The organism is Marinobacterium marinum (assembly GCF_013868415.1).
GTDB lineage: Bacteria > Pseudomonadota > Gammaproteobacteria > Pseudomonadales > Balneatricaceae > Marinobacterium > Marinobacterium marinum.
Map to the genome: position 1 here is coordinate 73,834 of NZ_JACEMT010000038.1, position 13,127 is coordinate 86,960.

Here is a 13,127-nt window from a genome sequence, read left to right on the forward strand (position 1 = left end):
CCTAGCGATCGTCATAGCCATCCTTCACCTGAGTCGACAGATAGACATCGTGCCCCGCCAGGTTCTTGAATACGGTCATCAGGTATTGGATCCCCGTGACCGCCAGCCCCAGGGGTACCCATACAAATATCCACCAGACCGGTATCTGCAACGCCGGTAAGACACGACCCGAATCCGCCACGCTGCCGATGTAACGGAGCGAAAACCAGGTCAGCGCGAACATTACCAACGCGGTTCCCAGAGCGATAAAGGCCATCAGCCAGCGCCGTCCGGTCAGCGGCAGGGTGTCAAACAGCGCCGACATTCGAATATGGCGACCGTGACGTGCCGCATACCCGACACCGGCAAAGGTAATCATGACAATCAGGATGCGATTCACTTCTTCCGTGAAGAAGAAGCTGTACTGAAACAGAAAGCGGCCCACCACATTGGCCACGGTATTAAGCGCCATCAACAGGACGCCACCGCCCAGTATCAGGGCTTCGGCACGCCCCAGCCAGCGATCAAGCCAGACCAGAGGTGCCGGTAATTGCAAGGCCCGATCTGACGGGCGCTGTTCGGACATGTTGTTATTATCTCGTCAGGCAGCTCATCCAGGGCCGACCTTGCGAGGGTCAGCCGATGCGTTTATTGAGCCTTGGCTGCATTCAGGTCCTGCTTGAACTGCTGCAGAAGCTGCCGGCCCGGGTCACCAGTCATCTCGATGAACTTGGCCTCAACCTCTTCAGCCGCGGCACGGAACGGCTGACGCTGCTCTTCCGTCAGACGCACGATCTTCATATCGGGCTTCTGTTCCAGAATTTTTTCCAGCGAGCGCTCGCTGAGCCCTTTCTGGTACACCATGATATGGTCAAAGGCAGCCTGCATCGCGTCCTGTACCAACTGCTGGTCCTGTTCGGGCAAACGATCAAAAAAGCGCTTGTTGGCCATGACTGCCGTCGTGAAGTTGTTATGTCCCGTAAAGGTCATCACGTCCGTCACTTCATACATTTTGGCGGACTCAACCCAGAACAGGGGGTTTTCCTGCCCCTGAATGATATTGGTCTGCAGACCGCCATAGACTTCGCCCCAAGGCAGGGGTGTGGGGGTAGCACCGAATGCCTTGTAGGATTCCACCAGCAACGGGTTGGTCATCACCCGAATCTTGACGCCATCCAGCCCGGCGGGGCTGTCAAAGGCCTCCTGTGTGGTAATCACCACCTCCCCTTCCGGGAACATTTTCAACAGCTCCAGCCCGTGCTGTGCGTAGATGGACTTGAAAGCCTCATTGATCGCTTTGCTGTTGCGGAAAAAATACTCCAGGCCATCATGTGTTTCAGGCAGCAGGTAGGGAATGAAGAAAATCTGGGCTTCCGGTATCAGCGAACCGGTAAAGCCCGGAGACTGGTCCACGAACTGCAACAGGCCGGCCTGGGCCTGCTCCATGATATCCGCCGACTCACCCAGAGTGCCGTACGGAAACAGTTGCACGGTATGATCCGAATTGGCCTCAATGTGTTCCTTGAACTTGCTGGCATAGACCCCTTGAACATCGGTCAGTGCTTCTTCAAAGGCATACCGCCAGGTCGCGGCCTCGGCCGTTACAGCACTTCCCAGAGTCGCCAGTGCAACCGTGCACGCTCCCACCAGAGCTTTCAGCTTCGTCATCTCGGATCTCCCACTCGTCATCTGTTCGGCAGGGCCCGCTCGAGCCCCCTGACCACTTCCATAGCGCAGCCCTTTTAAATACTTAGCATATCTATGCATTACGATGCAAAGGAAGGCGACGTTAGCCGCATGACCATCCGCAAGCTGCAATACAAAGAGCAAAAGCTGCCGTAAAAATGGCATGATTGCTGCTTTTTCATGCAAAATAAAAGGAAATACGCCAAAAATACAAAAAGCATCGCATGGCGAAAATTTCCGATAACGATGCTTTTCCGTATTGCCTGTTCGATTGGAGCCGGTGAGGCTCTATTCGATATTCTGGATCTGCTCGCGCATCTGCTCGATCAGTACCTTCAGTTCAACTGCGTTACGCGTCGTGGCGGCGACAATAGACTTGGATGACAGGGTATTGGCTTCCCGATTAAGTTCCTGCATCAGGAAATCCAAACGCCGCCCGACAGGACCTTTTTGCTCAAGGACCCGACGCACTTCCTGAATGTGGGTCTGCAGCCGGTCCACCTCTTCATCCACATCCGCTTTCTGGGCCATCAGCACTATTTCCTGCTCCAGCCGCTCCGCATCCAGCCCCGTTGCCAGCTCATACAGCTTCTGTTGCAAGTTATCACGCTGTGCCTGCAGAATCTGCGGCATCATTTTCTGAATCTCGGCGACAATGACCCCAATGCTGTCCAACCGTTGCGCCACCAGCTGCTTCAACTCAAGCCCTTCCCGCTCACGTCCGGCAACCAGGTCTTTCAGGGCCGACCGAAAGACAACCAGCGCCTGCTGCTTCACTTCACGCATATCAAGCGTCGATTCAACCAACACGCCGGGCCAGGCCAGCAGTTCCAGCGGGTTCAACGCCTGCATTTCAACTCCGGCGATCCGCACGTCACGCGTTGCTGCCAGTACTTCATGCAGGCGCGTGGAGTCGACTTGCAAAGTTTCCGCCGACTTTTCCGGTACAAATCTCAGCGTTGCCTCCACCTTGCCGCGACTGACGGCATGACGCAGCGCTTCGCGCAGGTGCCCCTCGATGTCCCGCAGGGACTCGGGCAAGCGAAAATGCGGCTCCAGATAACGATGATTAACCGAGCGCAGCTCCCAAATCAAGGTCCCCCAGGGCTGCTGCATCTCCTGTCGCGTAAAGGCGGTCATGCTTCGTGTCATAATCGATCAATCTCTATTAGAATTGCGTCTTCAATATTCTAACAGCCATCCGTACGCCCTGCGCGAACAGGATGGAGACACATAAGGGTAGGCCACATGAGTTCGAGCTTTTCGGAACAACTGCAGAACCTAGGACTGAACAAAATGCGTCCCAGCGGAAGACAGCCGGACCAGATGCGCGATATCCGTATTACCCGTCATTTTACCCGTCATGCCGAAGGCTCGGTTCTGGTCGAATTCGGTGATACCAAAGTCATTTGTACCGCCACTGTCGACCGTGGCGTACCCCGTTTTCTGCGCGGCAGCGGTTCAGGATGGGTCACGGCCGAATACGGTATGCTGCCTCGCTCAACCAACACACGCAGTGACCGCGAAGCCGCTCGCGGCAAGCAGACCGGTCGCACCATCGAGATTCAGCGCCTGATCGGCCGCTCCCTGCGGGCTGCGCTGGACCTGAATAAACTGGGTGAAAATACCATCACCATCGACTGCGACGTGATTCAGGCTGACGGGGGCACTCGAACCGCTTCCATTACCGGCGCCTGCGTGGCGCTGATGGACGCTATCGCCGTGCTGAAGAAGGACAAAAATGGCGCCATGAAGGGCAACCCGGTCAAGCAGATGATCGCGGCCGTTTCCGTCGGCATCTACAAGGGCGAGCCGGTACTGGATCTGGATTACGCTGAAGACTCCGCCGCTGAAACCGATATGAACGTCATCATGACAGACGCCGGTGGCTTTATTGAGGTGCAGGGCACCGCCGAAGGAGCTCCCTACTCACAGGATGAGCTGAATGCCATGCTGGCACTGGCTCGAAAAGGCATTTCCGAACTGTTGGAACTGCAGCAGCAAGCTCTGGCCGACTGAGTCTCTCCCCTGCCGGACCAGCGCGCACCTCGGTCCGGCACCTCCTTCCCTGCCTTCCCTCAATCCAGATCTTGCATTACTCGCTCAACCTCGTAGTACTACGTATATACCTAAGTATTCGGGAATCCTATTCTGTCAGCACAATAAAAAAGCTCTGTCAGTAGGAGAACGATCTTGAACGTAGCCAATTACCTGGCTGTCAATGCCAGACAACACCCGGAACGAGCGGCAATTTACGTGGGTGATGACAGAGTACACACCTATGCCAGCCTGGACACCAAAGCCCGACACCTGGGCAGGTTGCTGCTGGAACAGGAAGGGCTTGCCCCCGGCGACAGGGTTGCGCTGTTTCTGCCAAACAGTGCAGAGTATATCGAGTTGCTGTGCGCTATCTGGTATGCGGGGCTGGTGGCGGTGCCAATCAACCACAAGCTGACCCTCCCGGAAGTTGAATATATCCTCTCCAACTGCGATGCCCGTCTCCTGTTTGCCGAAGATGTTCCGCCGAACAGTCTTCCCGAGTCGGTCAGGATCCTGTCACCATGCTTGTCGGGCCGGGACCTGAGCCAGGCTCTGCCCGGCCATCGCTTTCGAGATTCCCGCGATGCAGCCTGGATTTTCTACACCAGTGGCACAACCGGCAAGCCAAAAGGTGCAACTCTCAGCCACCTCAACCTGACCACCATGGCAACCAGCTACCTGCTCGGCGTGGATAACGTCAGCCGGGAGCATAAGCTGGTCCATTTTGCTCCCATGTCACACGGTTCGGGACTGTACATCATCCCGTTTCTGATGGCCGGTGCCGCCAACCTGATTCCTGCTCCGGCCAAGTTCACGCCCGAACACTTTATCCACACCGTCAATGCTCATGATCAGCTGTCGATGTTCCTCGCCCCCACCATGATCAGGCGCATTCTGGATTACCTGGGCACCCACAAAGCGCACCTGGCCGTCAATCATCTGTCCACAATAGTCTATGGCGGTGGGCCCATGTACGCCAAAGACCTGAACGAAGCGCTGGACGTATTCGGCTACCGCCTGGCACAGATCTATGGTCAGGGCGAAAGTCCCATGACCATCACCTGCCTGAACCGGGAGCAACACCGAAGCCTGAACCGCTACCTGCAATCCGAAGCTGAAACCGGCGCCCCCCTGTTGTCAGCCGGACAGCCTCATGCGCAGGTGGAAGTCGCCATTCGTGCTCCATCCGGCGAGCTGCTCGGGGCGGGCCAAACCGGCGAGGTCTGTGTCCGTGGCGACAGCGTCATGAGCGGCTACTGGGGCAACGAGGAAGCCTCCGGCAACGCGCTGGTCGATGGCTGGCTGCTGACCGGCGATGTCGGTCATCTGGACGAAAACGACCACCTTTATCTGACCGACCGACTCAAGGACGTCATTATCAGCGGCGGCACCAATATCTATCCACGTGAGGTAGAAGAGGTTTTGCTGAGTTGCCCCGGCGTTCAGGAGGTCTCCGTCGTTGGCGAGCGGCACCCGGACTGGGGTGAAATAGTAGTCGCCTTCATCGTGGCGGAAGAAGCGCTGTCCGCAACCGAGCTGGACCGTTTCTGTCTTGATCATATGGCACGTTTCAAACGCCCCAAGCAATACCACTTCCTGTCGGAACTGCCCAAAAACGCCTACGGCAAAATACTCAAAACCGAGCTGCGTGACCGGCTGCAGAACCTGAACCCACAGTAAAGGAGCACATTCTCATGCATACCTACATCATCGGCACAGGGCATTCGCGTTTCGGCAAACTGGAACAGTCGCTGGAAGAACTGATTGCTCAGGTCGCCATCGAAGCTCTGGAGTCATCAGGAACCGATCCTGAAGAAATTGATGCCGTCTACATCGGCCACTTCAACAGCGGCATGTGCGACCAGGAATTTCCCGCTTCTCTGGTACTCAATGCCCTGCCGGGGCTCAGATTCAAGCCCTGTACCCGTGTCGAAAATGCTTGCGCCAGCGGCTCTGCCGCCATTCATCAGGGGATCAACCTGATTGCCGGCGGACTGGCACGCAAGGTACTTGTGATCGGGGCTGAAAAAATGACGCAGGCTGATGCCAAGCGGATCGGCAAGGGCCTGCTCGGTGCCAGCTATCAGCCGGAAGCTCAGGGAGAAACCGCCGGTTTCGCAGGGCTGTTTGCCCGGATCGCCCAACAGTATTTCGACACCCACGGGGACCACTCCCATGAATTGGCCAAAATCGCGGCCAAGAACCACGCCAACGGCGTACATAACCCGCTGGCACAGTTTCAGAAAGCACTGGATATAGATTTTTGCCATACCCAATCCGAGCGTAATCCGGTGGTGTCCGGCCCTCTGAAGCGCACGGACTGCTCGCCTGTCTCCGACGGAGCTGCCGCCCTGGTACTGGCGGCCGACAACGTCTCTCGGGCCGCTCCCCAGCGGGTACGCTTCCTGGCCCGAGCCCATACGACCGACTACATGCCGATGAGCAAGCGTAATCCGCTCATTCTGGAGGGTGCGACCCTGGCCTGGAAAAAGGTACTCTGTGATGCGGACGTGACGCTGGATGATCTTGCCTTTGCCGAAGTCCACGACTGTTTCACAATCGCGGAACTGATGATCTACGAGAGTATGGGACTGACCCCTTATGGCAAGGGGGCCCGTGCTCTCAACGAGGGCTGGGTGTACAAGGATGGTCGCTTGCCCATTAACCCCTCAGGTGGTCTCAAGTCAAAGGGCCATCCGGTTGGAGCAACCGGTGTATCCATGCATGTCATGGCAGCCCGACAACTGCTGGAACAAGCCGGAGGCTGCCAGATTCCGGGGGCCAGGCTGGGAGCCGTCTTTAACATGGGCGGGCTTGCCGTGGCCAATTACGCCAGCATTCTGGTACGTGACAGCGAATAACAATCAAATACAGGTGATACAAAATGACAATAACAACAACAGTAAGCCGCACCGTTCTGGTAACCGGCGCCCTGGGGGGGATAGGCCAGGCTATTTGCATCGCCATGGCCCGTCAGGGGCACAGCATCATCCTGCATGACCGACTGGACAGTAACGACAGCACCGTACTCTCATTCCATGCCAAATTGGAAGAATTGGGGGCGGCACGGGTCACCTACCGCCGTGCCGACCTGAGCCTGGTCGATGAAATCGATGCCATGTTCGATGATCTCGTTGATCATGGCTTTTCCATCGACATTCTGGTGAATAACGCCGCTATCCAGCACACGGCACCGATCGAAGCCTTTCCTCTGGACACCTGGTCTAACATTCTGGCTATCAACCTGACCGCCGTTTATCGCTGCATGCAGCGCAGCATCCCGCTCATGCGTCAATCCGGCTGGGGGCGTATTGTCAGCATTGCCTCAGTTCACGGCCTGGTCGGCTCCATCCACAAGGCCGCCTACGTCGCTGCCAAGCATGGTTTGGTCGGCCTTACCAAAGTAACCGCTCTGGAAACCGCCGAGCAGAACATCACCGTTAACGCCATTTGCCCCGGGTGGACCGATACACCTCTGCTGGGACCTCAAATTGAAGCGCGCCAACGTCAGCTGGAAAGCACACGCGAGGCCGCCATCTATGACCTTGTCAGGGAAAAACAGCCATCCGGCAGGCTGATTGATCCGGTACAGGTCGCAGGTCTGGTGGAATACCTTGTCAGCGATATGGCACAAAGCATGACAGGAACGGCACTGCCCATTGACGGCGGCTGGACCTGCCAGTAAGTATGCCCAGTCAGCCGTATGAGGACACAACATGAGCTCGCTACCTCTGTCCGATAACATTCTGTCAGTCGCGTTCGAGCATGCGCCCTGCGCCATTGTCGTTACGCGACACCGCCAGGTGGAAGCCTGTAATCAAGCCTTTTGCAAACTGTTCGGCTACCCCGAAAACGAGCTGGTCGGCCAACTCATGCTCAAGATGTACCCCTCCTATGAGGACTACGAGCTGATCGGAAAGCTGCGCTATCAGGAGCTGCTCAAGGAGCACCATTGCATCGATGAGCGGTTCATGCGCTGCAAGAACGGCGAAATGTTCTGGTGCAAAACGCAGGGCAAGACACTGACTCCGGCAGCCCCCTTTGATCTCGCCATCTGGACCTTCACTCGCATCAATATCCGACCGGATCAGGAAGGCAACCTCTCGATACGCGAGCGCGAAATATCGGGGTATATCGCCAACGGCTATACCTGCAAGGAGATCGCAAAACGACTGGATATATCCCATCGCACCGTAGAAGCCCACCGCGCCAAGATCATGAAAAAACTGGGATGCCGCAATACTGCCGAGCTGGTATCGAAAATCATTCAGGTCCAGGCCTGAAATTCCCTAACCCTATACGTAGTACTACGAATATTGATAAGTAGACAAGGCCGTTAGGATGCTAGTCAGGCACAAAAATAAAGGGGCCCGATACAGGTCTCTGTCAGTCTTATCTGCCTGATCAGGGCATGAGGCATTATAAAAATAAATCAAACAGGCCAGGAAAATACAATGAAAAGAAGAGAATTCCTCAAGCTGAGTGCAGTATCGGTAGGCGGCGCCATTACCCTGACAACCCTGCCGGGCCAGGTATTGGCACAGACCTCCCAGCGCCTGAAATACGACTCCTACGTTACCGAACATGCATCACCGTCCGTGCTGGACCGCTGGTTTCTGGACGAGCTGGTCAAACGCACCAATGGCGAGATCGAAATCCAGTACTACTGGGCCCAGTCCCTGAACAAGGCCGGCGCCCACCTGAAAGCGATCAAGAACAACATTTCCGAAATATCATTGATTGCCCCCGGTTACTATCAGAGCGACCTGCCTACCACACGAGGACTCGAGTGGTACTACAAAATGAACCGTGCCGATGCGCTGCTAAAGGTGTGCCGTGATGTCTATGACGAATACACGCCACTGCGCCAGGAATGGGAATCTCGCCACAAGGCCAAAGTCCTCTACTGGACCAACTGGTATTACTGCCCACTCATCACCCGTGAGCCGATCAACAGTATCGAAGACCTGAAAGGCAAGCGCATCCGTGGTTACGGAGTCGGAACGGATGTGGTAGAAAAACTAGGCGGCAGAGCCATTCCAATGGCCGCTCCCGAGGTTTACTCGGCCCTGGAGCGCGGCGTTCTGGATGGCGCTTTCGGTTTCGATTTCATCACCGCAATCAGTTACGGCCTGCATGAAGCGGCCCCTTACATCACCGAGATCGGCTCAGGCCCCCACGCCCCCTCCGCAACCGTTATCGGTATTGATGCCTGGAATGCTCTCCCCGATGACATCAAGGCGGTGGTCAATGAGCTGACTCAGGAGATTTATCAGCACAAATATCACGATATCTATTCAGACATTGCCGAAAACCGTGTCCGCAAGGCCATGAATGAAGGGGCTCGGTTCAGCCAGTGGGAAGCTGCCGAGATTGAGGCGGCCCGCAAACGGGTCCAGCCCACACAGGTCAATGACTGGGTAGACAACGTAGCCGGCAAAGCCGGTATCGACGGCCACGCCATGCAATCCATCATTACCACCGCCATCCAGCGACACGACGCCGATGGTCGCTTGAAAACACCTTATGAGATCTACACGGGCCTTGCCTGACACGGCATGCACCTGCCCTTGACGTCTGAAGCACCTTCACCGGCTGCTTCAGACACATTATCGACCCCTCGAGGTGATGCATGCTGGAACAAGTCAAAAAGTGGGAAGCCCGCTTAGCCAATACTACCGGCTGCATCGCAGCCGCAGCCATCCTGCTCATGATGTTATCCACCGCACTGGATGCCACATCCAGAAGCCTGTTCAATTTCCCATTGCCGGGTGTTTATGAGTTCTCGGAAATTTCGATGGCAATCATCGTGTATCTGGGGTTGCTCTGGGCACAAGGTGACAAAAAGCATATTCGTGTATCACTGATCAGTGAAAAGCGCCCCGCGCACATACAACAGTTCTGGGAAGGCATTGCCTGGCTCTGCGCCGCCGTTTTTCTGGCTATCATCAGTATCCCATCGATAGAAGGAGCGTACAGCTCATTTATGGACCGGGAATTCCGTTGGGGCATTTTTCAAATGCCGATCTGGTGGGTCAAGATTATCGTCGCCTTTGGCCTGACACTGGCCAGCCTTCAGATGCTGCTACATGCCACCCTCGCTTTCGGTTACAAACGGGAGAAGACCAATGACTGATCCAATCATATTGGGCCTGTTGTCCATTGCTCTTATTTTCATTTTGATGGGACTGGGCATTCCGGTCTTTGCCTCTCTCGGTATTACCGGCATTATCGGTATTATCCTGGTGCAGGATTTTACCTACGTCTACAACGTGCTCAGCACCTTCGCCTTTGATGAAACGGCCGCCTACCTTCTGACCGTGATTCCCTTGTTCATCATCATGGGCAATTTCGCCTTGCACGCCGGTGTCGGAAAGTCTCTGTTCCATGTCGCCAGGCACTGGTGTGGTCACCTTCCCGGCGGTCTGGCTATATCAACCATTCTCACCTGCGCAGGTTTTTCGGCCACCTCGGGCTCAAGTGTCGCGACAGCCGCCACCGTCGGTTCGATCTCGCTACCGGAAATGAAAAACGCCGGCTATGACCGGCGCCTGTCGGCCGGCTGTGTTGCTGCCGGTGGCGTGCTGGGTGTCCTGATCCCCCCCAGTGTACTGCTGGTCTTTTATGCCGCCCTGACCGAAGTCTCCGCCGGTAAGATGCTGATTGCAGGCATAGTGCCCGGCCTTTTGTCCGTGCTGGTGTTTGTGCTGGGGGTGTTCCTGGTTTCACTGCGTCACCCAGACATGTGCCCGCCCGCAGAACGTGCAGGCTGGCGCCCTCGATTAAAGTCGCTGGTACATGCCTGGAAGCTGATGTTCCTGATCATTGTCGTGCTGGGGAGCATTTATACAGGCTGGGCAACACCGACCGAAGCGGCTTCTCTCGGTGCCGTTGCCTCTATCCTGTTTCTGCTGGGCTCTCGCCAAAGCCTGAAAAACAAGCTGGACTCAATCGGTCACTCCTCACGCGATGCCGTCAATACGACCGTCATGATCATGATGACCATGTTGGGTGCCGGTATCTACAGCTTCTTTTTAAGCCTGATCCAGGTTCCGCAAATGATGTCGTCTCTGGTCAGCGACCTACCGCTGCCCGCCCTGCTGATCATTGCGTTGATTCTGGTGATCTACATCCCCATGGGCATGTTTCTGGACGCATTTTCCATGCTCGTCATTACCCTGCCGATCGTATTTCCCGTTGTCAGCGAGCTGGGCTATGACCCCATCTGGTTTGGCATTCTGGCTATCAAAATGTGTGAAATCGGCCTGATCACACCGCCCATAGGACTGAATGTCTATGTGATCGCGGGTATTGACAGGGATACAACCCTCACCGAGGTATTCTCAGGAGCATCCTGGTTCATTCTGATGGAACTGGTCACTATCGTGATTCTGTTCTGCCTGCCGGCCCTGTCGACCTGGCTGCCTTACAACATGTAGACAGAAACCGATGGCGGCCCCTGCCGGCCGCCTCGCCATATCAGATATCGATATCGTAATCGATCGTCAATGGAGCATGTTCCGAAAAGCGCTGATCACGGTAGATACGAGCATCCTTGACCGTTTTGCGCAGATTGGCCGTCGTGAGCTGATAATCCAGACGCGCACCTTCATTCAGGTTCCAGGCACGATTGTAATCAGGCCACCAGGTGTATTGGCGTTCAGCCTTGTTGATCTCTCGAAAGGCATCCACGTAGCCCATCTCGCCCAATACTTCTTCAATCCACTCCCGCTCCTCAGCCAGGAAGCCGGAAACACGCTGATTGACGTACCAGTTGCTCAGGTCGATCGGCCGGTGTGCGATATTGAACGTACCCGCAAAGATAAACTCCCGACGCTTGCGCAGGGTTTTCTTCAGGTGCCCCATGAACAGGTTTAGGTATTCCATCTTGGATGCCTGGGCTTCATCGCTGCGCAGACCCGATGGAACCGTCATTGAGCTGACGCTGACCTTGTCAAAATCTGCCTGGATAAAGCGGCCGTTGAAATCACACTGCTCAAACCCCAGACCGGTCATGATCGCTTTCGGCAGATGGCGGGTATACAGTGCTACACCACTGAATCCATCCTCAAAAGCGTCAAAGAAGTACGCATGGTAACCCTCGGGGTGATAACGGTCACCATCCAGCTGATACTCTTTGGCCTTGAGATTCTGCAGACATACCACATCAGCATCCTGCTGGATCATCCAGTCAAAAAAGCCATTGTCTGCCGCCTGTTCAATACCCTGAGTATTGAAGGTGATCACACGCATAGTGTCTTATGCCCCGTTGAGCCTATTCGAACGAATATGGGATGGAAGGTAAAAGAGAATTGTACCCACTGAGCAGCCAAATTTGAAATTTTTCTAGCCAAATCCCGCATGGATGCGACTCGATGCAGCAGGTATCATAGCCATGATTTTATTACCACTGCGGAGAACGTCATGCTGGACTATCAACGGGAATTTATCGAGTTTGCGCTGGAGAAAAAAGTCCTTCGCTTTGGCGAATTTACACTTAAATCCGGCCGCAAAAGCCCCTACTTTTTTAATGCCGGTCTGTTTGACTCTGGCCAGGCTCTAGCCAAACTTGGCCGTTTTTATGCCGCGGCGCTGGAAAATGCCGGGGTGGAATATGACGTCATGCTCGGCCCCGCATACAAGGGTATTCCCTTGGCTGCCGCAACCTGTGTTTCCTTGGCGAACGATTATGCCAAGGACGTTCCCTACGTCTTCAACCGCAAAGAAGCCAAGGATCACGGTGAAGGCGGCAATCTGGTCGGTGCCCCGCTGGCAGGCCGTGTACTGATTATTGATGATGTCATTACTGCAGGTACAGCCATACGGGAAGTCATGGCAATCATCGACCAGGCCGGCGCACAGCCTGCAGCAACCCTGATTGCTCTTGATCGACAGGAAAAGGGCACAGGCGAGTTGTCAGCCATCCAGGAAGTCGAGCGTGACTACAACATGCCGGTTATCAGTATTATCAGTCTTGGTGACCTGATTTCATACTTGGAATCCCGGGGCAACATGGAACAGGAGCTGGCTGCCATCCGGGCTTACCGCGAACAATACGGCATTGAATGAACATTTAGGAATTTTTCCTATATGACCGTCAAGAGCGAATGGTTATTATACTTTCGAGGTTCACAGGACGTGACTAGCTGAGTGGAGTCTCGGTACCTCAACGCCTGCATCGGAGTATGCAGCGGCTGACAAGGATGTCGGTGACAGGGCCCCTAACAATGGATGTGTCGGGGCCCTTCTTTCCCTGCCTTTTAGCACTTCACTTTGTCCTCACGCCAGACGCCATACGGCGTATCTACAGCTCTTGCCACGTATCCCTGATACCGGCTTCAGGATAAAACCCGTACAGACCCCTGGTGGGATTCCCATGTCGATTTGACGGCGGCCAACCTCCTCCTGCCGACTCAACGCGC

Annotated in this window: 13 protein-coding genes; 9 read left to right on the plus strand and 4 right to left on the minus strand. The window is 55.3% G+C overall.

Features of this window, described 5'->3' with window-relative positions; all coding sequences use genetic code 11:
- Position 1: 1 nt before the first annotated feature.
- The 3 genes from H1S06_RS04755 to H1S06_RS04765 form a co-directional block, all read right to left on the minus strand.
- On the minus strand, positions 2–565 hold the full coding sequence (locus H1S06_RS04755; protein ID WP_181737752.1) for a TRAP transporter small permease: 564 nt from the start codon (positions 563–565) through the stop codon (positions 2–4).
- 62 nt (positions 566–627) lie between these two features.
- Entirely contained in the window at positions 628–1,647 is a 1,020-nt protein-coding gene (locus H1S06_RS04760; RefSeq protein WP_181737754.1) for a TRAP transporter substrate-binding protein, read from the minus strand.
- A 306-nt stretch (positions 1,648–1,953) separates the two neighbouring features.
- Complete coding sequence (locus H1S06_RS04765) at positions 1,954–2,817, minus strand: YicC/YloC family endoribonuclease (protein WP_181737757.1); 864 nt, start codon at positions 2,815–2,817, stop codon at positions 1,954–1,956.
- Between the two features lie 96 nt (positions 2,818–2,913).
- Between H1S06_RS04765 and rph the strand changes: the two genes are divergently transcribed.
- From rph to H1S06_RS04805, 8 genes are all read left to right on the plus strand, one after another.
- Positions 2,914–3,684 (plus strand): ribonuclease PH, encoded by a 771-nt coding sequence (rph, locus tag H1S06_RS04770; RefSeq protein ID WP_305058172.1) that lies wholly within the window; start codon positions 2,914–2,916, stop codon positions 3,682–3,684.
- Positions 3,685–3,858: 174 nt separating this feature from the next.
- Positions 3,859–5,385, plus strand: coding sequence for a class I adenylate-forming enzyme family protein (locus H1S06_RS04775; protein WP_181737758.1), 1,527 nt, complete (start codon positions 3,859–3,861; stop codon positions 5,383–5,385).
- A 14-nt stretch (positions 5,386–5,399) separates the two neighbouring features.
- Positions 5,400–6,566: an acetyl-CoA acetyltransferase gene (locus H1S06_RS04780; protein WP_181737760.1), complete on the plus strand. Its 1,167-nt coding sequence runs from the start codon at positions 5,400–5,402 to the stop codon at positions 6,564–6,566.
- 23 nt (positions 6,567–6,589) lie between these two features.
- On the plus strand, positions 6,590–7,390 hold the full coding sequence (locus H1S06_RS04785) for a 3-hydroxybutyrate dehydrogenase (protein ID WP_181737762.1): 801 nt from the start codon (positions 6,590–6,592) through the stop codon (positions 7,388–7,390).
- A 31-nt stretch (positions 7,391–7,421) separates the two neighbouring features.
- Positions 7,422–7,988, plus strand: a complete 567-nt coding sequence (locus H1S06_RS04790; RefSeq protein ID WP_181737763.1) for a LuxR family transcriptional regulator — start codon at positions 7,422–7,424, stop codon at positions 7,986–7,988.
- A gap of 171 nt (positions 7,989–8,159) precedes the next feature.
- The gene (gene dctP, locus H1S06_RS04795; protein ID WP_181737765.1) at positions 8,160–9,257 is read left to right on the plus strand and encodes a TRAP transporter substrate-binding protein DctP; all 1,098 of its coding nucleotides are present in this window, start codon (positions 8,160–8,162) and stop codon (positions 9,255–9,257) included.
- 80 nt (positions 9,258–9,337) lie between these two features.
- Entirely contained in the window at positions 9,338–9,841 is a 504-nt protein-coding gene (locus tag H1S06_RS04800; protein WP_181737767.1) for a TRAP transporter small permease, read from the plus strand.
- A complete protein-coding gene (locus H1S06_RS04805; RefSeq protein ID WP_181737769.1) occupies positions 9,834–11,144 on the plus strand; it encodes a TRAP transporter large permease in 1,311 nt (436 codons plus the stop codon). The genes H1S06_RS04800 and H1S06_RS04805 overlap by 8 nt, the downstream gene beginning before the upstream one ends.
- Positions 11,145–11,184: 40 nt before the next feature.
- Here the strand turns inward: H1S06_RS04805 and H1S06_RS04810 are convergent, their stop codons facing one another.
- The gene (locus tag H1S06_RS04810; protein WP_181737771.1) at positions 11,185–11,958 is read right to left on the minus strand and encodes an exodeoxyribonuclease III; all 774 of its coding nucleotides are present in this window, start codon (positions 11,956–11,958) and stop codon (positions 11,185–11,187) included.
- Positions 11,959–12,129: 171 nt separating this feature from the next.
- Between H1S06_RS04810 and pyrE the strand changes: the two genes are divergently transcribed.
- A complete protein-coding gene (gene pyrE / locus H1S06_RS04815) occupies positions 12,130–12,774 on the plus strand; it encodes an orotate phosphoribosyltransferase (RefSeq protein ID WP_181737773.1) in 645 nt (214 codons plus the stop codon).
- The last annotated feature ends 353 nt before the right edge of the window (positions 12,775–13,127 follow it).